General features: G+C 69.8%; 21 protein-coding genes. 7 read left to right on the top strand and 14 right to left on the bottom strand.

What is annotated here, in order from left to right; all coding sequences use genetic code 11:
• The first annotated feature begins 255 nt into the window (after window positions 1-255).
• Window positions 256-915 (top strand): cell wall hydrolase, encoded by a 660-nt coding sequence (locus tag JHW48_RS08390; RefSeq protein WP_240637703.1) that lies wholly within the window; start codon window positions 256-258, stop codon window positions 913-915.
• 6 nt (window positions 916-921) lie between these two features.
• Here JHW48_RS08390 and JHW48_RS08385 read toward each other — a convergent pair whose 3' ends face one another.
• The 6 genes from JHW48_RS08385 to JHW48_RS08360 all read right to left on the bottom strand — a co-directional run bounded on the left by JHW48_RS08385 (window position 922) and on the right by JHW48_RS08360 (window position 5,420).
• Entirely contained in the window at window positions 922-1,440 is a 519-nt protein-coding gene (locus JHW48_RS08385; protein ID WP_119885107.1) for an N-acetylmuramoyl-L-alanine amidase, read from the bottom strand.
• A 170-nt stretch (window positions 1,441-1,610) separates the two neighbouring features.
• Entirely contained in the window at window positions 1,611-2,741 is a 1,131-nt protein-coding gene (gene ispG / locus JHW48_RS08380) for a flavodoxin-dependent (E)-4-hydroxy-3-methylbut-2-enyl-diphosphate synthase (protein WP_119885108.1), read from the bottom strand.
• A 60-nt stretch (window positions 2,742-2,801) separates the two neighbouring features.
• Entirely contained in the window at window positions 2,802-3,455 is a 654-nt protein-coding gene (locus JHW48_RS08375) for a thiamine diphosphokinase (protein WP_119885109.1), read from the bottom strand.
• Window positions 3,452-3,661: a DUF2842 domain-containing protein gene (locus JHW48_RS08370; protein WP_119885110.1), complete on the bottom strand. Its 210-nt coding sequence runs from the start codon at window positions 3,659-3,661 to the stop codon at window positions 3,452-3,454. Before JHW48_RS08370 ends, JHW48_RS08375 begins: the two co-directional genes overlap by 4 nt.
• A gap of 85 nt (window positions 3,662-3,746) precedes the next feature.
• A complete protein-coding gene (locus JHW48_RS08365) occupies window positions 3,747-5,039 on the bottom strand; it encodes an adenylosuccinate synthase (protein WP_119885111.1) in 1,293 nt (430 codons plus the stop codon).
• A 162-nt stretch (window positions 5,040-5,201) separates the two neighbouring features.
• A complete protein-coding gene (locus JHW48_RS08360; RefSeq protein ID WP_119885112.1) occupies window positions 5,202-5,420 on the bottom strand; it encodes a SlyX family protein in 219 nt (72 codons plus the stop codon).
• 58 nt (window positions 5,421-5,478) lie between these two features.
• Between JHW48_RS08360 and hisS the strand changes: the two genes are divergently transcribed.
• From hisS to hisG, 3 genes are read left to right on the top strand one after another with little or no spacing between them, the layout of a single operon-like run.
• Window positions 5,479-6,960 carry a histidine--tRNA ligase gene (gene hisS, locus JHW48_RS08355; RefSeq protein WP_119885113.1) on the top strand — a complete coding sequence of 494 codons (1,482 nt, stop codon included), beginning with the start codon at window positions 5,479-5,481 and terminating at the stop codon, window positions 6,958-6,960.
• A complete protein-coding gene (locus JHW48_RS08350) occupies window positions 6,957-8,018 on the top strand; it encodes an ATP phosphoribosyltransferase regulatory subunit (protein WP_419182379.1) in 1,062 nt (353 codons plus the stop codon). Before hisS ends, JHW48_RS08350 begins: the two co-directional genes overlap by 4 nt.
• Window positions 8,015-8,689: an ATP phosphoribosyltransferase gene (hisG, locus tag JHW48_RS08345; protein ID WP_119885114.1), complete on the top strand. Its 675-nt coding sequence runs from the start codon at window positions 8,015-8,017 to the stop codon at window positions 8,687-8,689. The genes JHW48_RS08350 and hisG overlap by 4 nt, the downstream gene beginning before the upstream one ends.
• Here the strand turns inward: hisG and ccoS are convergent.
• From ccoS to JHW48_RS08315, 6 genes are all read right to left on the bottom strand, one after another.
• Window positions 8,686-8,847 (bottom strand): cbb3-type cytochrome oxidase assembly protein CcoS, encoded by a 162-nt coding sequence (ccoS, locus tag JHW48_RS08340; RefSeq protein ID WP_119885115.1) that lies wholly within the window; start codon window positions 8,845-8,847, stop codon window positions 8,686-8,688. The genes hisG and ccoS overlap by 4 nt on opposite strands.
• Entirely contained in the window at window positions 8,847-11,006 is a 2,160-nt protein-coding gene (locus JHW48_RS08335; protein WP_419182378.1) for a heavy metal translocating P-type ATPase, read from the bottom strand. Before JHW48_RS08335 ends, ccoS begins: the two co-directional genes overlap by 1 nt.
• Window positions 11,003-11,467 (bottom strand): FixH family protein, encoded by a 465-nt coding sequence (locus tag JHW48_RS08330; protein WP_119887278.1) that lies wholly within the window; start codon window positions 11,465-11,467, stop codon window positions 11,003-11,005. The genes JHW48_RS08335 and JHW48_RS08330 overlap by 4 nt, the downstream gene beginning before the upstream one ends.
• Window positions 11,464-12,882: a cytochrome c oxidase accessory protein CcoG gene (ccoG, locus tag JHW48_RS08325; RefSeq protein WP_119887279.1), complete on the bottom strand. Its 1,419-nt coding sequence runs from the start codon at window positions 12,880-12,882 to the stop codon at window positions 11,464-11,466. Before ccoG ends, JHW48_RS08330 begins: the two co-directional genes overlap by 4 nt.
• Before the next feature lie 68 nt (window positions 12,883-12,950).
• The gene (locus JHW48_RS08320; RefSeq protein WP_119887280.1) at window positions 12,951-13,850 is read right to left on the bottom strand and encodes a nickel/cobalt transporter; all 900 of its coding nucleotides are present in this window, start codon (window positions 13,848-13,850) and stop codon (window positions 12,951-12,953) included.
• A complete protein-coding gene (locus JHW48_RS08315) occupies window positions 13,847-14,515 on the bottom strand; it encodes a DUF1007 family protein (protein ID WP_119887281.1) in 669 nt (222 codons plus the stop codon). The genes JHW48_RS08320 and JHW48_RS08315 overlap by 4 nt, the downstream gene beginning before the upstream one ends.
• A 120-nt stretch (window positions 14,516-14,635) precedes the next feature.
• Between JHW48_RS08315 and JHW48_RS08310 the strand changes: the two genes are divergently transcribed.
• From JHW48_RS08310 to parE, 3 genes are all read left to right on the top strand, one after another.
• Window positions 14,636-15,613, top strand: a complete 978-nt coding sequence (locus JHW48_RS08310) for an alpha/beta fold hydrolase (protein ID WP_240637936.1) — start codon at window positions 14,636-14,638, stop codon at window positions 15,611-15,613.
• A 64-nt stretch (window positions 15,614-15,677) separates the two neighbouring features.
• On the top strand, window positions 15,678-16,328 hold the full coding sequence (locus tag JHW48_RS08305) for a glutathione S-transferase family protein (protein WP_119887282.1): 651 nt from the start codon (window positions 15,678-15,680) through the stop codon (window positions 16,326-16,328).
• A gap of 76 nt (window positions 16,329-16,404) precedes the next feature.
• Window positions 16,405-18,366, top strand: a complete 1,962-nt coding sequence (gene parE / locus JHW48_RS08300; RefSeq protein WP_119887289.1) for a DNA topoisomerase IV subunit B — start codon at window positions 16,405-16,407, stop codon at window positions 18,364-18,366.
• On the opposite strand, the gene JHW48_RS08295 is transcribed toward parE, so the two are convergent.
• On the bottom strand, window positions 18,363-19,079 hold the full coding sequence (locus JHW48_RS08295) for an AbiU2 domain-containing protein (RefSeq protein WP_119887283.1): 717 nt from the start codon (window positions 19,077-19,079) through the stop codon (window positions 18,363-18,365). The two genes, parE and JHW48_RS08295, sit on opposite strands and share 4 nt — an antisense overlap.
• Before the next feature lie 6 nt (window positions 19,080-19,085).
• On the bottom strand, window positions 19,086-19,943 hold the full coding sequence (gene hemF, locus JHW48_RS08290) for an oxygen-dependent coproporphyrinogen oxidase (protein WP_205961964.1): 858 nt from the start codon (window positions 19,941-19,943) through the stop codon (window positions 19,086-19,088).
• Window positions 19,944-19,988: the final 45 nt, after the last annotated feature.

The following is a 19,988-nucleotide window of genomic DNA, read 5'->3' as shown; positions in this document are numbered from 1 at the left end:
TGTTGATCTGACAGGGCGGGCGCGCACGCGCGCAAGTTGAACCGTGCAGTTTCACGCCGAAACCCGCTTTGGGCTTCGGCGGATTATGGCCGGAATCAGCCGGGTTTCATCCCCTGCCCTACCTCACGGCCTTGTTGGGTGGAAGCCCGCATCGGGAAAAATCTATCCACTTTGCCAGATCACCCGGCCAGGCGGTCTGCTCCTGCCGGCCGGGCGTTAAGGCCCCGTTCAGGGGCGTAATGTATAGGTTCGTATATGCCCAAGCTGCTTCACCGGCTGGCGCACATCTGCTTCTGTGCCGCCATCGCCACGCCCCTTTCCACGCTGAGCGCCGCCGCCGGGGGGAACGGCTCGCTCTTTTCGGCCGAAACGGGGATGTTCGGCGCCATGCAGGCCGCCAACATGCCCCGCCCGACGCCGCTGCTCTATACCGACGCAGCCCCGGCGCGGGTCAAGATCGACCATGACGAACCCGTCGAACAGCTTCACCTTGCCAGCACCGGTAACGCCGCCCGCAGCAGCTTTTCCCGTGCTGACCTGGAATGCATGGCCGAGGCGCTCTATCACGAGGCCCGCGGCGAAGGCACCCGCGGCCAGCAGGCCGTGGCCGAGGTCATCCTGAACCGCGTGGACAGCCGGGTCTTTCCGTCCTCGGTCTGCGGGGTGATCAACCAGCCCAGCCAGTTCAGCTACACGATCGGCGGCGCGAAACCGATCCGCAACCGCGCCGCCTATCAGCGCGCCGTGGCCATCGCCCAGGACGCGCTGTCGGGCGCGCCGCGCCAGCTAACCGGCGGGGCCACCTATTTCCACACGCCCGCCGTCAACCCGGCCTGGGCCAACCGCTTTCAGCGCACCGTCCAGATCGGCCGCCACATCTTCTATCGCGGCAACCAGCGCGTCGCGTCGAACTGACCCGGATCAGCGCGCGCGGCGCATGACCAGCCCCGCCAGCAGGCCGGCGATCGCCACCCAGAAGCCGCCCGCGGGCCGCGCCACCACCTCCGGGACCGGCGCGTTGACCGCCGCCCACCAGGCGCCAACGTCAAAGCCCGGGCATTGCGTGGCCCCAAGATCGCGATGCCCGACCGGCGCGGCGCCCGGGTGCCGCGCCAGCAGGTCGCGCAGCAGGGCGACGGTCGCGACTTTCTGCGCCTCGGTGCGGTTGTCGATCCCGACATTCGGCCCGGTGGCGCGCTCGACGCCGCCCACACAGCAGATCCCGATACTCCCGCTGTTATACCCCGAGACATGGGCGCCTTGGACATGGTCCGGCCGTCCCTTCTCGACCCACCCGTCGCGGCGGATGACATAGTGATAGCCTATGCTGGCAAAGCCCCGCGCGCGGTGCATGCGGTCGATCTCGGCCGCACCAATATCCTGATCGGGATAGGTCGCGCTGTAATGCAGCACGATCCGGGTGATGGGGCTGTTGGTCATGGCGGCCTCCTGGCGCTGCGTGAAACTGGCGCCGGGAGTCCGCGGAAAAACGGTTAACGAGGTTTGAGGCCAGCGGACGTTGCGCGATCAGGCCCCACGCAACGCACAATGGGGCCCGGTGCCTTGTCCTTTTCGCGACTGCCGCATCCTGGATCGGATGCGGCGAAGCGTCATTCCGCCGCGGTCTGCGCCCCGGCTTCGCGGTCCAGCGCCTCGGCGCGCTCCTCGACCAACTGGACGATATGGTCGATCATCTGGTCGTTGGACAGCTTGTGGCTCTGCTTGCCGGCCATATAGACCATACCCGACCCCGCGCCGCCGCCGGTGAAGCCCAGATCGGTCATCAGCGCCTCGCCCGGCCCGTTCACCACGCAGCCGATGATCGACAGCGACATGGGCGTCTTGATATGTTCCAACCGCTGCTCCAGCGCCTCGACGGTGCGGATCACGTCGAAACCCTGCCGCGCGCAGCTGGGGCAGCTGATGATCTGCACGCCCCGCGTCCGCAGCCCAAGCGATTTCAGGATCTCGAAGCCGACCTTGACCTCCTGCACGGGATCGGCCGACAGGCTGACCCGGATCGTGTCGCCGATGCCCATCCACAGCAGGTTGCCCAGACCCACGGCCGATTTCACCGTGCCGCCGACGAATCCGCCCGCCTCGGTGATGCCCAGATGGATCGGCGCGTCGGTCGCTTCGGCCAGCATCTGATAGGCCGCAGCCGACAGAAACACGTCGCTGGCCTTCACGCTGATCTTGAATTCGTGGAAATCGTTGTCCTGCAGGATCTTGATGTGGTCCAGCCCGCTCTCGACCATGGCATCCGGGCAGGGCTCGCCGTATTTCTCCAGCAGGTGACGCTCCAGCGACCCGGCATTGACGCCGATGCGGATCGAACAGCCGTGATCCTTGGCCGCCTTGATGACCTCGCGCACGCGGCTCTCGTCGCCGATATTGCCGGGATTGATGCGCAGGCAGGCGGCGCCCGCCTCTGCGGCCTCGATGGCGCGCTTGTAGTGGAAATGGATGTCGGCCACGATCGGCACCGGGCTTTCGCGGCAGATCTCGCGCAGGGCACGGGTGGTCTCCTGGTCGGGGGCGCTGATGCGGACGATGTCGGCACCGGCATCGGCGGCGGCGATGACTTGGGCCAGCGTGGCCTTGACGTCATGGCCGTCGGTGTTGGTCATGGTCTGCACGCTGATCGGGGCATCCCCGCCCACGGGGACGTTGCCGACCATGATCTGGCGCGACTTGCGCCGTTCGATGTTGCGCCAGGGACGGATCGGGTTCAGCGACATGGAGGACCTCCGGGGTTGGCCCTTCAGATAAGCGATGCAGGGCCGGACGGCAACCGCCGCTTAGCCGCGGACCGCCCCCAGGACCACCTCCAGGCGGTCGCGCGGCAGCATCAGCAGGACCGGCCCCGCGATCTCCAGCGTCACGGGGCCCAAGGCCCGGTTCGAAGTGCCGACCCGCCCGTCGGGCGCCAGCGCGATCCCGTCGATGGGCCATTCCAGCCCCGTGCTGGTGCCGCGCGCCGGCCCCATCGGAAACAGCGAGACCCGCGTGCCCGGCGCCAGGTCCAGCGACAGCCGCGGCGGGCAGGCGATGATCACGTCGTCCGATGCCAGCATGACCACGCCCGGACCGGCCTGAACAAGCACCGTCAGCGCCGCCAGGCTGTGATCCAGCCGCAGCCCGGCAAAGCCCACCGCCATGACCAGCGGCGCGTCGATCCGCTGCAGGCATTTGGCGAAATCGGTGCTGTCCTGTTCGGCCACATGCAGGATGCGGCCGGGGTCCAAGGCCATGCGCGCGGCGGGCGATACGCTGTCCAGATCGCCGATCAGCCAGTCCGGCGCATGGCCCAGGGCGATGGCCCGGTCCGCGCCGCCATCTGCCGCAACCAGCAGCGGCGCGACCGCCCGGGCCGCTGCCAGATCGCCGGGCGCGACCGCACCGCCGCCGATGACGGTGACGCCCCGCGGATGACGGACGGGCGCCGCGCTCACCCCTTGCCGACGCCGCGGAAGACCGCCTTGAACGGCAGGGCCCACAGAACGCCCAGCACGACATAGATCAGCAGCTCGACCCAGAAGGGCTGGCGGCCAAAGCGCGCATCCATCCAGTTCATCAGCGTCACCGCGACGACCACGTAAAGCGGCATCAGCACGACCAGGATCAGGATGGACAGGCGCTTGCGGGTCTTCAACTGCATGGGATCGGGGCCTTTACATGGGGCGGCACGCGACGCCCAAGGGGGTGCGGGGGACAGGATGTCCCCCGCGCGTCGCGGGACGCAATCAATCCGCGAAGGGATCGGTGACCAGGATCGTGTCGTCGCGCTCCGGGCTGGTCGAGAGCATCGCGACCGGGCACTGGATCAGTTCCTCGACGCGGCGCACATACTTGATCGCGGCGGCGGGCAACTCGGCCCAGCTGCGGGCCCCGGCGGTGGATTCGGACCAGCCCTCCATCTCCTCATAGATGGGGCGCACCCGGCCCTGCAGCGCGGCGGCGGTCGGCAGATAGTCATAGCGGACTCCGTCGATCTCGTAGCCGGTGCAGATCTTCAGCGTCTCGAACCCGTCCAGCACGTCCAGCTTGGTCAGCGCGATGCCGTTGACGCCGCTGATCGCGCAGGTCTGGCGCACCAGCACCGCATCGAACCAGCCGCAGCGCCGCTTGCGGCCCGTGACGGTGCCGAATTCATGGCCCCGCTCGCCCAAGCGCTGGCCGTCGGCATCGTCCAGCTCGGTCGGGAACGGGCCTTCGCCCACGCGGGTCGTATAGGCCTTGACGATCCCCAGCACGAAGCCGATCGCCCCCGGCCCCATCCCCGTCCCGCTGGCCGCAGCCCCCGAGGTCGTGGTCGACGAAGTCACATAGGGATAGGTCCCGAAATCGATGTCCAGCAGCGACCCTTGGGCGCCCTCGAACAGGATGCGCTTTCCGGCCTTGCGGGCATCGGCCATGATCTTCCAGACGGGCTGGGCATAGGGCAGCAGCTTGGGCGCCACCTCCATCAGGCGGGCCTTCAGATCGGCGCGGTCGATGGGCGTGGCGCCCAACCCCTTGCGCAGCGCGTCGTGATGGGCCAGCAGGCGGTCCAGGCGCGCGTCCAGCGTCTCCTCATCGGCCAGGTCGGCCACGCGGATGGTGCGGCGGCCGACCTTGTCCTCATAGGCCGGGCCGATGCCGCGGCCGGTGGTGCCGATCTTGGCCTTGCCCGCGGCCTCCTCGCGCAGCTTGTCCAGGTCCTGGTGCAGCGGCAGGATCAGCGGGGTATTCTCGGCGATCATCAGGTTCTCGGTCGAGATCCGGACGCCCTGCCCCGCCAGCTTGTCGATCTCCGCAAACAGCGACCAGGGGTCCAGCACGACGCCGTTGCCAATCACCGCCAGCTTGTTCTGGCGCACGATGCCCGAGGGCAGCAGCGACAGCTTGAACACCTTGTCGCCGATCACCAGCGTGTGGCCGGCATTGTGGCCGCCCTGGAAGCGCGCGATGACGTCGGCGCGTTCCGACAGCCAGTCGACGATCTTGCCCTTGCCTTCGTCGCCCCACTGGGCGCCGACAACCACAACATTGGCCATGAGCGATCCTTTTCGTTGTCCGAAGCTCTTTTCGCCTCGGCATTAACGCATCGCGCCCGGCGGGGAAAGCGGCTTTGTCGGGACCTTGCCGGGGGGGGGTGGCCGGGGGCGCTTCGCCCCCCGGACCCCCCGAGGGTATTTTCACAACGGAGAAACCGGACGCTACCAGTGTGGCGGGCGTTGGTCGGCCAAGGCGACGCTGCCGGGGGCGTCGGCCTGGCGTTCGGCCTCGGCCAGGGTCAGGCGGTCGACGCGGGCGGTGAGGCGGGCCAGGTCGCGGTCTTGGCGGGCGATCACCTCGGACAGGTCCTCGGTCAGGCGGGTCATGTGGGCCAGCGTCTCCTCCAGCTGATGCAGGCGGTTTTCCTGATCCTTGTCCATGTCGTCACCTTCCGTTACAGCGGCGCCTGAATATGGGCCCGAAAAGGCGATCGATACCATGGCAAAAGACAAGAAGCAGCCCCGTCCCAAGGCCGAGACGCCCAAGGGGTTCCGCGATTACTTCGGCGCCGACGTGACCGAGCGTCGCGACATGCTGGACCGCATCGCCGCCATCTATCACCGCCATGGCTTCGACCCGCTGGAGACCAGCGCCGTCGAGACGGTCGAGGCCCTGGGCAAGTTCCTGCCCGATGTGGACCGCCCCAATGCCGGCGTCTTTGCCTGGCAGGAGGAGGCGGTGCCCGGCGGCGGCACGGCGGGTGACTGGCTGGCGCTGCGCTATGACCTGACCGCGCCCTTGGCACGCGTCGCGGCGCAGTATCGCAACGATCTGCCCAGCCCCTATCGCCGCTATGCGATGGGGCCGGTCTGGCGCAACGAAAAGCCGGGTCCGGGGCGGTTCCGGCAGTTCTATCAATGCGATGCGGATACGGTGGGGTCGGCCTCCGTCGCGGCGGATGCCGAGATCTGCGCCATGCTGGCCGATGCGCTGGAGGCGGTGGGCATCGCACGCGGTGATTATCTGGTGCGCATCAACAACCGCAAGGTCCTGAACGGCGTGCTGGAGGCGGCCGAGGTCCGCGAGGATCAGGCCGAGGACGTGCTGCGCCAGATCGACAAGTTCGACAAGGTCGGCCGCGAGGGCGTGCTGGCCCTGCTGACCACGGGCCGACTGGACGACAGCGGCGCGCGGATCGACGGCGTGGGCCTGACCTCGGACCAGGCCGCGCCGGTTCTGGCCTTTCTGGAGGCCAAGGGCGCGGACAATGCCGCGACGCTGGACAATCTGGCGGCGGCGGTCGGCGGATCGGCCATCGGGGCCGAGGGCGTGGAGGAGTTGCGCCAGATCGCCGACATGCTGGCCGCGATGGGCGTGGCCGAGGATCGCGCGGTCATCGACCCCTCGGTCGTGCGGGGCCTAGGATATTACACCGGGCCGGTCTTCGAGGCCGAGCTGACCTTCGAGATCCTGGACGAAAAGGGCCGCAAGCGGCAGTTCGGGTCAGTCGCGGGCGGCGGGCGCTATGACGGGCTGGTGGAACGTTTCACCGGGCAGAAGGTGCCTGCGACCGGCGTCAGCATCGGCGTGGACCGCCTGCTGGCCGCGCTGCGGGCCAAGGGGCTGGGCGGGGCCGACAGCGCGGGGCCGGTCGTGGTGACCGTGATGGACCGCGACCGAATGGGCGACTATCAGGCCATGGCCGCCGATCTGCGCGCGGCGGGCATCCGGGCCGAGGTCTATCTGGGCAACCCCAAGAACTTCGGCAACCAGCTGAAATACGCCGACAAGCGCGGCGCGCCCGTGGCGATCATCCAAGGCGCGGACGAGGCGGCGCGCGGCGTCGTTCAGGTCAAGGACCTGGTCCTGGGCGCCCGGATCGCGGCCGAGGCCTCGGTCGAGGAATGGAAATCCCAGCCCGCCCAGACCGAGGTCGCCCGCGCCGATCTGGTCGCCGAAGTCCGGCGCATCCTGTCATGATCCCCAAGCAGGCCAAGCAATCCGTGGGCCAGCGCCTGCTGGCGCGCTTTCGCGACGCGGGCGCCGAGGAGATCGCGCCCGACATCCTGCTGCCCGCGGGCGACCTGCTGGATCTGTATGGCGAGGATATCCGCGCCCGCGCCTATGTCACCCAGGACCCGATCCGGGGCGAGATGATGCTGCGCCCGGACTTCACCGTGCCGGTCGTCCAGGCGCATATGTCGAACGGGGCCGAGCCCGCCCGCTATTGCTATCTGGGCGAGGTCTTCCGCAAGCAGGACATGGGCGATACCCGCCCCGAGACGCCGCGCGACCACGAATACCTGCAATGCGGGTTCGAGCTGTTCAGCCGCGACCCCGCTGCCGATGCCGAGGTCTTTGCGCTGTTCCACGACGCGCTGGCGCCCTTGGGCCTGCAGGCGCAGACGGGCGACATGGGCCTGCTGCTGGATGCGGTGCGCGGCCTGCCGCTGACCCAGGCCCGGGCCGAGGCGCTGATGCACCATATCTGGCGGCCGGGCCGCTTCGCGCGCATGCTGGCGCGGTTCTCGGCCCCCGCCGTGGCGCGCGATTTTCCCGAAGGCCCCGCCCCCTGGGCCGGGATGCGGACCGAGGAGGAGATGATCCGCCGCATCGCCCGGCTGCGCGGCGACGCCGCCGTGGCCCCCCTGCCCCCGGCCTGGAGCGAGCGTCTGGACCGCCTCTTCGCGCTGCGCGCCCCCGCGCCCGAGGCCCTGCCCGCCCTGGCCGACCTGGCCCGCGACATGCCCGCCATCGCCCCCGCCGTGGCTCGCATCCGCGCGCGGTTCGATGCCATCGCCGCCTGCGGGATCGACCTGGGGGCGGTGATCTTCGATGCCAGCCACGGGCGCATGACGATGGAATATTACGACGGCTTCACCTTCAGCTTTCTGGCCGACCGGGCGGGCTGGCCGCCGGTCGCATCGGGCGGGCGCTATGACGCGCTGACCCGCGTCTTGGGCCGCGGGCGCGAGATCCCGGCCGTGGGCGGCATCATCCGCCCCGGCCTCGTCGCCGAACTGGAGGGGCGCGCATGATCCGGCTCGGCGTGCCGTCCAAGGGGCGGCTGATGGAACAGACCTTCGACTGGTTCGCGGATCGCGGCCTGCGCCTGTCGCGCAGCGGCTCGGACCGCGAATATGCGGGCCGCGTGGACGGGATCGAGGGCATGGCCCTGGTCCTGCTGTCCGCGGGCGAGATCCCGCGCGAACTGGCCGCCGGCCGGATCGAGCTGGGCGTGACCGGCACCGATCTGGTGCGCGAGAAGCTGGCCGGCTGGCGCGACGTGGTGACCGAAGTCGCGCCGATGGGCTTCGGCCATGCCGACCTGATCCTGGCGGTGCCCGAATGCTGGCGCGATTGCCGCGATCTGGACGACCTGGCCGCCATCGCCCGCGATTTCCGCGCCGAGCACGGGTTCCGCCTGCGCATCGCCACGAAATACCACCGCCTGGTCCGCGCCTGGCTGGCCGCGCATGAGGTCGCCGATTACCAGCTGGTCGACAGCCAGGGCGCGACCGAGGGCACCGTCGCCAACCAGACGGCCGAGGCGATTGCCGACATCACCTCATCGGGCGAGACGCTGCGCGCCAACAACCTGCGCATCCTGGACGCGCCCCCGATCCTGCGTTCGCAGGCGACGCTGTTCGCCGGGCGCGCCGCCGACGGCCCGGCGCTGCGCGCGGTGCTGGACCGGCTGGCGCTCTAATCCGGCGGGGGGCGGTCGTCCCACCGGTCGGACAGCACGCGCTGGCCGTCGCCGTTCGGATCGTCGAACTGGCGGTGGCGCAGCGCCCAGAGGAACGCCCCCAGCCCCACCGCCCCCAGCCCGAGCGAGACCGGTATCAGGATCGCCAGGATGTCCATCAGCGATCCCCCCGGTCCAGCCGCAGCGCGTTCAACGTCACCGTGACCGAGCTGATCGACATGGCCAGCGCCGCCAGCAGGGGCGTCGCCAGCCCGATCAGCGCCACCGGCACCGCCACCACGTTATAGCCGAAGGAGATCGCGAAATTCTCGCGGATGCGGCGGGTGGACTGGCGCGCGACGCGCAGGGCCTGGGCCACGGGGGTCAGGTCCTGGCCCGTCAGCACCATGTCGCTGGCCACCCGCGCCGCATCCAGCGCGCTGGCGGGCGAGATCGAGGCATGGGCCCGCGCCAGCGCCGCCGTGTCGTTCAGCCCGTCGCCCACCATCAGGACCCGCGCGCCCGCATCCGACAGGGCGGCGATCATCGCCTCCTTGCCGGCGGGGTCGATGCCCGCATGCCATTCCGCGATGCCCAGCTGGCCCGCCAGATCCGCCACCGGCGCGGCGCGGTCGCCCGACAGCAGGATCACCCGCATCCCCTGCAGCCGCAGCCGCGACACGCATTCCCCCGCGCCCGGCCGCAGCCGGTCCTGGAAATCCAGCCGCAGGGGCGCATGCCCCGGCACCGAAAGCCAGGTCTGCAGGCCCGCACCCGGATCCTCGGGGCAGCCCAGCCATTCGGCACGGCCAAGGCGCGCGGGCCCGTCCGGGGTGGTGCCCTCGATCCCCAGGCCCGGATGCTCGCGCAGATCGGTCAGGGCGGCGGGGACGGTCCCCTCCAGCGCCGATGCCAAGGCGCGGGCCAGCGGATGGGCCGATCCCTTGGCCAAGGCCAGCGCCACGGGCCGCAGCGCGGGCGGCACCGCATCGGCATCGACCAGGCGCGGCATGCCCATGGTCAGCGTGCCGGTCTTGTCGAAGACCACCGTGTCGGTCTGGGCCAGACGTTCCAGCGCGGTGCCGTCCTTGATCAGCAGCCCGCGCCGGAACAGCCGCCCCGATGCCGCGGTGACGACCGCGGGCACCGCCAGCCCCAGGGCGCAGGGACAGGTGATGATCAGCACCGCCGCCGCGATGTTCACCGCCACGCGCATGTCGCCCGTGGCCCAGAACCAGCCCGCGAAGCTGGCCGCCGCCAAGGCATGGACCGCGGGCGAATAGCCCTTAGCCGCGCGTTCGGCCAGCGAGGTATAGCGCCCGCGCGCGGTCTCGGCCGCCTCGACCAGGGCGGTCAGCCGCGCCAGCGAGCTGTCGGGGCCCGCCGCCGTCACGCGCAGGATCAGGGGGCCGGTCAGGTTCACCTCGCCCGCCGACAGGGCCATGCCCGGGGCCGTGGGCACGGGCAGCGTCTCGCCCGTCAGCAGGGACCGGTCGATCTCGGACCGGCCGTCGGTCACGATGCCGTCGGCCGGCACACGGTTGCCCGGGCGCAGGCGGATCATGTCGCCCGCGCGCAGCTCGGCCACCGGCACGACCCGTTCGACCACCCCCGACAGCAGCGTGGCGCGCGGCACCTCCAGCGCGGTCAGCTCAGCCGCGGCGGACCGGGCGATTGCGCGGGTGCGATGGTCCAGATAGCGCCCGATCAGCAGAAAGAAGCACAGCATCACCGCCGCGTCGAAATAGGCGTGATGGCCGGAATGGGCGGTCTCGAACAGGCTGATGGCGCTGGCCAGGATCAGCGCCAGCGAGATCGGCACATCCATCCCGAGCCGCCCGGCCCGCAGCGACCGCCAGGCGCTGGCGAAAAAGGGCGTGCCCGCAAAGGCCACGGTCGGCAGGGCGATGGCCGCGCTGACCCAGTGGAACAGGTCGCGCGTGGCCGCATCCGCCCCCGACCAGACGGCGACGGACAGAACCATGATGTTCATCATCGCAAAGCCCGACACGCCGATCCGCATCAGCAGGTCGCGCCCCGCCCGGTCGGCGGTGGTGCTGGCCAAGGCGTCGGGGTCCAGTTCATGCGCAGGATGGCCCGCGCGGGCGAGGCAAGCGATCAGCGCATCGGGCGACAGGCCCGGCGCATCGACCGTGACCCGGCGCAGCGTCAGGTTCACCCGGGCCGATCGTACGCCCGGCAGCGCGCTCAGCGCCTCCTCGACCTGGGTGATGCACAGGGCGCAATGCGCGTCGGGCAGCGACAGGATGATGCGGTCGGGGGCGGCGTCGCAGGCCGGGCAGGCCCCAAGCCGCGGCTGATGCAGGATCGCGGTCACGGGCGGCCCCCCACATGCAGCTGAATGCGCTGGCGAAAGGCGGTGCCGTCGGCGGCCTCGGCCCGCAGATCGGCGTTCCAGTTGCCCGGCGCCGGGGCCAGCGCCGCATGCCAGAGGCCGGGGCCCAGGGGCTCCAACCGGGCGGGCATGTCGCTGTCGCGATAGGTCGGGCGGCGCAGCACCATCTCCAGGCTGCGCGGCGCGACGCCCAGGCCCGCCGCATCGGTGATGCGCAGGCGCAGGCCGGTGGCGTCCTGGTCCAGATCGACCTGCCAGCCCAGGGCCTGCTGGGCATCGCGATCCGCCTGGAAATGCTGGGACGCGATATAGGAGCTGGCGGTCTCGGTCCCCGGAAAGCTGGCGATCGCGTTGAAGGCCATGACCAGGTTCACGCCGATGATCAGGCCGAATGCGGTCAGGGTGATCGCCAGCACATGCCGGCCGGTCAGTTCGCGGGTCATCTTGCTTGCCTTCCATGAAAGATGGTGTCGATCCGGCTGTGGGCGGGGCCGTCCAGGTCGCGCACGGTCAGCGCCAGGCCGGTGATGCCCCCTTGGGCCAGGTCGCTGCCCGGCGGTGCGGTCAGATAGACGCGCTGCGTCAGGCTGCGGTCGGGGCCGACGGTGATCTGCGCATCGGCTGCGTTCTCCACCGCGATCTGCGCCTCGGCGCCATCCAGCCCCAGCTGGAAGGTCGCGGCATGGTGCTGCTTGTTGCGCAGCCGCAGCTCATAGGCGTTGCGCACCGACCCGTCCGACAGGGTGACGAAGACCGGGTTGCGGACCGGGGCGACGGTCATCTCGACCGGGGCGCGGGTCAGGATGGCCGCCGCCAGCAGCAGCCCCGCCCCCGACCACAGCCCCGCATAGAGCAGCGTGCGCGGCCGCAGGATGTGGCGCAGCATCGGGCGGCGCGGGCGGCCGGCGCGCTCGGCGGTCTCGTCGCTCAGCGCCAGATAGGCGATCAGGCCGCGCGGGCGCCCGGTGCGGTCCATCATCTGGTTGCAGGCATCGATGCACAGCGCGCAGGTGATGCATTCCAGCTGCTGGCCGTCGCGGATGTCGATGCCCGTGGGGCAGACGCTGACGCAGGCCATGCAGTCGATGCAGTCCCCCGCCCCCGCGCCCTTGCCGCGCGGCTCGCCGCGCCAGGCGCGATAACCGACGGTCAGCGTGTCCTCGTCCATCATCGCGGCCTGGATGCGCGGCCAGGGGCAGGCATAGATGCAGATCTGTTCGCGCGCGAATCCACCAAAGACGAAGGTCGTCGCGGTCAGCACCCCGATCGTGGCCCAAGCGATCGGATGGGCCTGCAGCGTCGCCAGATCGCGCAGCAGCGTCGGCGCATCGGTGAAATAGAACACCCAGGCCCCGCCCGTCGCCGCCGCGATGACCAGCCATGCGGCCCATTTCGCGACCCGCAGCACCGCCTTGCGCGGCCCCCAGGGGGCGCGGTGCAGGCGGATGCGGGCGTTTCGGTCGCCCTCGATCAGCCGCTCGACCCAGATGAACAGATCGGTCCAGACCGTCTGCGGGCAGGCATAGCCGCACCAGACCCGCCCCAGCACCGCCGTGAACAGGAACAGCCCCAGCCCCGCCATGATCAGCAGGCCCGCGACGATGTGGAATTCATGCGGCCAGATCTCGATCCCGAAGAAGAAGAACCGCCGCCCGGCCAGATCGACCAGCACCGCCTGGTCGGGCATGTCCGGCCCGCGGTTCCAGCGGATCCACGGCGTGACGTAGTAGATGGCCAGCGTCACCGCCATCACCGCCCATTTCAGGCTGCGGAACGGACCGCTGACGCGTTTGGGAAAGATCGGCTCGCGCGGGGCGTAGAGCCCCGGCGGGGCCGGATCGGGGGCGGGGGTGGTCATGGCAGGCTCCTGTTGCGCCTGCCGGGTCTAGGGCGCGGCGGGGGCCCGCGCCTTGACCTGGATCAAGATCACCGCAGCAGCACCGCCAGCGACACGGCCGCGATCAGCGCGCCCGCCCCCAGCTGCATCGTGCCGGGCAGCCAGCGCGCCGCCTGCGCCATGGGCCCGGTCCGGGGGACCAGCGACAGGCTGCCGCGCCGCGCCCAGACCGCCAGCCCCGCCACCGCCACCGTGACCAGCGCGGTGCCCAGGCCCATGGCCACCGTCCCCGCCATGCCGATGCCGAAGATCCCCATCCGCCATGTCAGGATCAGCAGGAACAGCGCCCCCGTGCAGGGCCTCAGCGCGATGCTGCCCACCACCAGCAGCCCGTCGCGCAGGCTGCGGGTTTGGGCGACCTGGGCGGGGGTCGGGCCATGGGCATGGCCGCAGCCGCATCCGTCATGATGGTGGTGATCGTGGCGATGCGCCCGCGCCTCGGCCCGCAGCATCCGCAGGCCCCGCCAGCCCAGCCACAGCCCCACCGCCGCCACCATCGCCGTGCTGAGGCGGACCATCGCACCCTCGGACAGGTCGGTCAGCGTCTCGCGCCCCAGATCCAGGATCGCGATGCCGCCCGCCACCAGCACGATCGCCGTGCCCGCCTGCGCCAGCGACGCCGCCAGCGACAGCCCCGCCAGCCGCATCATCGGCACCGACGATCCGAATCCATAGCTGCCGATCACCACCTTGCCATGCCCCGGTCCCACCGCATGGGCGACCCCATAGGCAAAGCACAGCCCCAGCAGCGAGGCCACGGCCCCCGGCTCGCCCGCGCGGAGCGCACGCAGCGCCCCCGCCATCAGGTTCTGGGCCGTGCGCTGCTGTTCGGTGGCCCATCGTTCCACCCCGACCAGCCCGCCGGACATCCACAGGGCCGCCAGGATGACGGCGACGATCAGCCCGGTCAGGGCCAGCGCGCGGTTCATGGGGCCCCCTCGCATTGGACATGGACGGCATCGGCCCCGATCGAGCCGATATCGACGACCAGCATCTCCTGTTCGGCCTCGGTGGCGATGCCGCTGTCCAAGGCATCGGCCACGGCGCGGGCATAGGCATCGGCGCTGGCGAAGGGATCGCCCGGGCGCAGATCGGCCGCGCAATCGGCCCCCTGGATCACGGGCGTATCCGGGATGGCGAACTGGACGTAGAATTCCGGGTCATAGACCTGGACCAGCAGCGGCAGCGCCCCGTCCAGAGGCGCGGCCAGCGGGCGCACATGGCGCGAGACCAGCCGCCCGTCGCGGTAATCGGCGCCGAAATCGCGCGGCGCCTGCAATGCGACGCGCCGCCCCTCGACCCCCAGATAGAGGCGGCCGTCAAAGCCCTCCTCCCAATCGGCGTCGAAATCCTGGATCGCGGCCTGTTCCTCGGGCGTCAGCACCCCGTCGCCATCGGGGTCGAGGCCCATGTCCTCGATAATCAGGAAGGAATAGAAATCGTCGTATTCCCATTCCACCGCGACCTCGGACAGCCGGCCCTGGTCGTCATAGACCAGCGACAGGGCGGCATCGATGAAGACATGCGGATGGGCCAGCGCCCCGCTTGGCAGGGCCGCCATCGTCACAGCAGCGAGAGTCGGTCGCAGGGTCATCACGGGGCACCTTGGCAATCCGGGCGTGCCCAGTTACGCGCATGGGGCCCGCCATGCAAATCACCGCTGCGCCAGCGGATCGCGGCGGGGCGGAACGGACGGACAAAAGGGGCGCTGCGGATGCGGTTCACGGGTGGCATGGGTGGCCGGGCGATGCTGGGCATGGCGGCGCTGGCGGTTCTGGTATCGGGCTGCGGCGCGCTGATCGACGCCCGCGCCACCGCGCGCGAGACCGCCTTCGAGACCGAATTCCCCCCCACCGGCCAGCTGATCGAGGTGAACGGCACCACCGTGCATGCCCATGTCGCGGGCCGGGGGCCGGACCTGATCCTGCTGCACGGGGCCAGCGGCAGCAGCCGGGATTTCACCTTCGACCTGGTGGCGCGGCTGCAGGACCGATACCGGGTCATCGCCTTCGACCGGCCGGGGCTGGGATGGACCGATCCGATCGGGCCGCAGACCCAGAACCCCATCGCCCAGGCCGAACATCTGCGCGCCGCGGCGGACCAGCTGGGCGTGCGCGATCCCATTGTCCTGGGCCACAGCTATGGCGGGGCGGTGGCGCTGGCCTGGGCGATGCGCGCGCCCGATCGGACCCGCGCGCTGGTCGTCGTCTCGGGGGCGACCATGCCTTGGCCGGGGGACATGACGGGGTGGTATGCCTTCATCTCGACGCCCTTGGGGGACCGGGTGGGGCCGCCCCTGCTGACGGCCTTCGCGCCACTGTCGCTCGGGGACCGGATCATGGCGGGGATCTTTGCGCCCCAGCCCGTGCCCGCGGGCTACGCAGACCACATCGGCGTAGGGCTGGCGGCGCGGCGCGGCAGCTATCGCGCGAATGCCGCCCAGATCACCCAGCTGCGGCCCTATCTGCGGGCCATGGCGCCGGGCTATCCGCGCCTGACCCTGCCGGTCGAGGTGATCCACGGCGCCGCCGACACCATCGTGCCGCCCGACATCCATGCCCTGCCCCTGTCGGACGCGCTGCCCGATGCGGCGCTGACCATCCTGCCGGGCCAGGGGCACATGCCCCAGCACGGCGATCCGCAGGCCATCGTCGACGCCATCGACCGCGCCGCCGCCCGCGCTCCGCGCTGAGGGGTCTTGCAGGATCGGCGCCCCCGCCGCATCGTGTCCCCTGATCCGAAGCAAGGGGGCCAACATGCTGATCATCCACGGCGTCACCCGGTCGCGCGCCTCGCGCGTGATCTGGCTGTGCCACGAACTAGACCTGCCCTACCGGCAGGAGCCGGTGATCCAGGCCTATCGCATCGCCGAGACCGACCCCCGGCCCAGCACCCGCAGCCCGGATTTCCTGGCCCTGTCGCCCGCCGGTGCCATCCCCGTGATCGAGGACGAGGGCCTGGTCCTGTCCGAATCGCTGGCCATCACGCTGCATCTGGCGCGCAAGCACGGCACCAGCGTCGGCCCGCAGGACTACGCCGAGGACGCGCTGATGGGCCAATGGTCCTTCTATGGCGCCACCGCGATCGAGCCCGACGCGCTGACCATCCTGATGCTGCATAATCGCGGCGCGCTGCAGGATGGCGAGGATGCAGGCATCGTGGCCGAGGCCGCCGAACGCCTGGTCCGGCCCCTGAAGGTGGTCGAGGATCACTTGGCCATCCACGCCTATCTGGTCGGCGGCCGCTTCACCGTGGCCGACCTGAACCTGGCCGAGGTGATCCGCTATGCCCAAGGCCATGACGCGCTGCTGCAGCCCTTTCCCGCGATCCGCGCCTGGCTGTCGGCCTGCCAGGACCGCCCGGCATTCCAGCGCATGTGGCAGATGCGCGAGGCTGAACCCGCCTAACGCGGGGGCGCGCCCCCTTGCCGCCCGCCCCCACCGCATGAGATAAGCCCCCATTTCCGAACCTGTGGGACGAGTGATGGCCGACGACCTTCTTTCCGGCAATGCCGCCAGCGACGCCTATTCCGCATCCTCGATCGAGGTGCTGGAGGGGCTGGAGCCCGTGCGCAAGCGCCCCGGCATGTATATCGGCGGCACCGACGAACGCGCGCTGCACCATCTGGTGGCCGAGATCCTCGACAACTCGATGGATGAGGCCGTGGCCGGCCACGCCACCCGCATCGAGGTCGAGCTGGCCGCCGATCACAGCGTCACCATCCGCGACAACGGCCGCGGCATCCCCATCGACCCGCATCCCAAGTTCCCCGGCAAATCCGCTCTGGAGGTGATCCTGTGCACGCTGCATGCGGGGGGCAAGTTCTCGGGCGATGCCTACCAGACCTCGGGGGGGTTGCACGGGGTCGGTGCCTCGGTGGTGAACGCGCTGTCCGACAGCATGGTCGTCCAGGTCGCCCGCAACCGCGAGCTGTTCGAGCAGCGTTTCTCGCGCGGGATCCCGCAGGGGCCGGTCGAACGCGTGGGCGCGGCCCCCAACCGGCGCGGCACCACCGTGACCTTCCATGCCGATGAACAGATCTTCGGCCATCACCGCTTCAAGCCCGCCCGGCTGATCAAGATGGTGAAATCCAAGGCCTATCTGTTCAGCGGCGTCGAGATCCGCTGGAAGACCGAGATCGACGACGGCGAGACCCCGCGCGAGGCCGTCTTCCATTTCCCCGGCGGCCTGGCCGATTACCTGTCGGAGACGCTGTCGGGCGCCAGCACCTATGCCGAACGCCCCTTTGCCGGCAGCATCGATTTCAACGCCAAGTTCGGCGTGCCGGGCAAGGTCGATTGGGCGGTGAACTGGACCCCCGCCCGCGACGGCTTCATCCAGTCCTATTGCAACACCGTCCCCACGCCCGAGGGCGGCACGCATGAGCTGGGCTTCTGGACCGCGATCCTGAAGGGCATCCGCGCCTATGGCGAACGGGTCAGCAACAAGAAGGCCGCCCAGATCACCCGCGAGGACCTGGCCGTGGGCGGCTGCGCGCTGGTCAGCTGCTTCATCCGCGAACCTGAATTCGTGGGCCAGACCAAGGACCGCCTGGCCACGACCGAGGCCGCCCGCCTGGTCGAGGGCGCGGTGCGCGACCATTTCGACAACTGGCTGGCCTCGGACACGAAATCGGCGGGGGCGATCCTGGACTTCCTGATCCTGCGCGCCGAGGAACGCCTGCGCCGTCGCCAGGAAAAGGAGACCGCGCGCAAGACCGCCACAAAAAAGCTGCGCCTGCCCGGCAAGCTGGTCGATTGCAGCGCCACGAACCGCGACGGCACCGAGCTGTTCATCGTCGAGGGCGATTCGGCGGGCGGGTCCGCCAAGATGGCCCGCGACCGCCGCACCCAGGCCCTTCTGCCCCTGCGCGGCAAGATCCTGAACGTGCTGGGCGCGGCCTCGGCCAAGATGGGCGCCAATCAGGAGATCAACGACCTCTGCCAAGCGCTCGGCGTGCAGATGGGGTCGCGCTTCAACATCGACGATCTGCGTTATGACAAGATCATCATCATGACCGATGCCGATGTGGACGGCGCGCATATCGCCTCGCTGCTGATGACGTTCTTCTTCACGCAGATGCGGCCGATGATCGACAAGGGGCATCTCTATCTCGCCTGCCCGCCGCTCTATCGTCTGACCCAAGGGGCGCAGCGCCTCTATGTGTCGGATGACGCGGAGAAGGACCGGGCAATGGCGCGCGGCCTGGGCGGGCGCGGCAAGATCGACGTGCAGCGCTTCAAGGGCCTGGGCGAGATGGACGCCAAGGACCTCAAGGATACCACGATGGACCCCGCCTCGCGCAAGCTGATCCGCGTCAGCATCGACGATGACGAGGGCGGAGAGACCGGCGATCTGGTCGAGCGCCTGATGGGCAAGAAGCCGGAGCTGCGGTTCGAGTATATCCAGGAGAACGCGCGGTTCGTGGAGGAGCTGGACGTTTAGTCCGGCTCCGGTCGGGGCTGCAGCCAGGCGGGAAAATCGTCCTCGGGCTGCGGCAGTGCCCCTTGGGGCGGGGTGTCGACAAAGCGCTGGACGAACGCCGCCCGAACCGCCTTGCGGGCATCGTTTCCCAGAAGCAGCGACCTGAGAAAGTCGATCTCGTGATGATCGTCGGGCGGCCAGACGATCAGATGGATCTGAAACTCCGCCTGATGGATGCGGGCAAGAAGGTCCCCCATCCGCAGAAGGATCGCCCTGATCCCTCGTGGATCGACCCAACCGACCTGTGCGCCGTTCCGCAGCGCATCGACATCCGTATGGGCAAGATGCTTGTCGCGCCGATCCCGGAGTGACCTGGCCCTGTCACGCAGCATCTGGAGTTCCGCACCGTAGGCCTGCCGGTTATCCGATGTCGGCAAGGTGTCGATCAGCAGCGCGAATGTCAGGTTCCGCGACGGCCGCCGGGACGGCTTGGCCGGATCGAGCAATCGGCAAATCCCCAGGACGTTCGCGTCGAAGAGCGTGTCCTGAATGACCTTGGCGACAGGTCCGGAAGCCTCGTTCAGGATGCCGATGCGTCGTGCATCGCCGAAAAGCCCGTCATAGATCCGGTCCTGCATCATCAAATGCGCCAGACTGACATGACAATACGCGGCAACGGCCTTGGAGATATCGGCGCCTTCGAGGTCGTCGATATGCTCCCAAGGACGGTCCATAGTCCCTCACACCCATTTCGCCAGCGGCGGCAGCGACATCAGCACCGCGTCGGCGTTATGGCCCGTCTCCAGCCCGAACTTGGTGCCCCTGTCGTAGACCAGATTGTATTCCGCATAGAGGCCGCGATGGATCAGCTGGGCGTCGCGGTCGGTTTCCGTGAAGGGGCGGGTCATACGAGCCTCGGCCAGGGGCAGAAAGGCGGGCAGGAAGGCCTCGCCCACGGCGCGGGTGAAGGCGAAATCGGCCTGCCAGTCGCCGGTGTTCAGGTCGTCATAGAAGATCCCCCCTACGCCCCGCGCACGCCCACGATGCGGGATGAAGAAATACTCGTCCGCCCAGGCCTTGAACCGGTCGTAGTAATCGGCCCCGTGCGGCGCGCAGGCCGCGCGCAGGGTGTCGTGGAAATGCGCCGTGTCATCGGCATATTCCAGGCAGGGGTTCAGGTCCGATCCGCCGCCGAACCACCACGCCCCTGGCGTCCAGAACATGCGCGTGTTCATGTGCACCGCCGGTGCATGCGGGTTCTGCATATGCGCGACCAGGCTGATCCCCGAGGCCCAGAAGCGCGGATCATCCGCCATGCCGGGCACGCCGCGGGCGGCCATCGCGGCCTGGGCGCGGGGCGCCAGGGTGCCGTGGACCTCGGACCAGTTGACGCCGACCTTCTCGAAGGCGCGGCCGCCGCGCAAGACCGACATCAGCCCGCCGCCGCCGTCATTGTCGCGCAGCGTCGGCGTGACCTCGAACCGGCCCGGGGCGGCGCCACCGGGGGCGCGATCCTCCAGCGCCTCGAAGGCGGTGACGATCCGGTCGCGCAGGGTGCGGAACCAGTCGGCGGCCTGGCGGCGTTCGGTTTCCATCATGGCCTCATTCGTGATTTGCATCGGGGCGCCGAAGGCGGCAACCAT

This window comes from Paracoccus aestuarii (assembly GCF_028553885.1).
GTDB lineage: Bacteria > Pseudomonadota > Alphaproteobacteria > Rhodobacterales > Rhodobacteraceae > Paracoccus > Paracoccus aestuarii.
The sequence above is the reverse complement of the archived record's forward strand: the minus strand, read 5'-3'. Positions and strand labels throughout refer to the sequence as shown.

Excerpts from the sequence above, each read along its gene's own strand:
- JHW48_RS08305 (WP_119887282.1), top strand. The coding sequence starts at position 15,678 with ATGCTGATCATCCACGGCGTCACCCGGTCGCGCGCCTCGCGCGTGATC.
- hisG (WP_119885114.1), top strand. The coding sequence starts at position 8,015 with ATGATCCGGCTCGGCGTGCCGTCCAAGGGGCGGCTGATGGAACAGACC.
- parE (WP_119887289.1), top strand. The coding sequence starts at position 16,405 with ATGGCCGACGACCTTCTTTCCGGCAATGCCGCCAGCGACGCCTATTCC.
- JHW48_RS08370 (WP_119885110.1), bottom strand. The coding sequence starts at position 3,661 with ATGCAGTTGAAGACCCGCAAGCGCCTGTCCATCCTGATCCTGGTCGTG.
- JHW48_RS08360 (WP_119885112.1), bottom strand. The coding sequence starts at position 5,420 with ATGGACAAGGATCAGGAAAACCGCCTGCATCAGCTGGAGGAGACGCTG.
- JHW48_RS08320 (WP_119887280.1), bottom strand. The coding sequence starts at position 13,850 with ATGAACCGCGCGCTGGCCCTGACCGGGCTGATCGTCGCCGTCATCCTG.
- ispG (WP_119885108.1), bottom strand. The coding sequence starts at position 2,741 with ATGTCGCTGAACCCGATCCGTCCCTGGCGCAACATCGAACGGCGCAAG.
- JHW48_RS08390 (WP_240637703.1), top strand. The coding sequence starts at position 256 with ATGCCCAAGCTGCTTCACCGGCTGGCGCACATCTGCTTCTGTGCCGCC.
- JHW48_RS08310 (WP_240637936.1), top strand. The coding sequence starts at position 14,636 with ATGCGGTTCACGGGTGGCATGGGTGGCCGGGCGATGCTGGGCATGGCG.
- ccoG (WP_119887279.1), bottom strand. The coding sequence starts at position 12,882 with ATGACCACCCCCGCCCCCGATCCGGCCCCGCCGGGGCTCTACGCCCCG.
- JHW48_RS08295 (WP_119887283.1), bottom strand. The coding sequence starts at position 19,079 with ATGGACCGTCCTTGGGAGCATATCGACGACCTCGAAGGCGCCGATATC.
- hisS (WP_119885113.1), top strand. The coding sequence starts at position 5,479 with ATGGCAAAAGACAAGAAGCAGCCCCGTCCCAAGGCCGAGACGCCCAAG.
- JHW48_RS08315 (WP_119887281.1), bottom strand. The coding sequence starts at position 14,515 with ATGACCCTGCGACCGACTCTCGCTGCTGTGACGATGGCGGCCCTGCCA.
- hemF (WP_205961964.1), bottom strand. The coding sequence starts at position 19,943 with ATGATGGAAACCGAACGCCGCCAGGCCGCCGACTGGTTCCGCACCCTG.
- JHW48_RS08350 (WP_419182379.1), top strand. The coding sequence starts at position 6,957 with ATGATCCCCAAGCAGGCCAAGCAATCCGTGGGCCAGCGCCTGCTGGCG.
- JHW48_RS08330 (WP_119887278.1), bottom strand. The coding sequence starts at position 11,467 with ATGACCCGCGAACTGACCGGCCGGCATGTGCTGGCGATCACCCTGACC.
- ccoS (WP_119885115.1), bottom strand. The coding sequence starts at position 8,847 with ATGGACATCCTGGCGATCCTGATACCGGTCTCGCTCGGGCTGGGGGCG.
- JHW48_RS08385 (WP_119885107.1), bottom strand. The coding sequence starts at position 1,440 with ATGACCAACAGCCCCATCACCCGGATCGTGCTGCATTACAGCGCGACC.
- JHW48_RS08365 (WP_119885111.1), bottom strand. The coding sequence starts at position 5,039 with ATGGCCAATGTTGTGGTTGTCGGCGCCCAGTGGGGCGACGAAGGCAAG.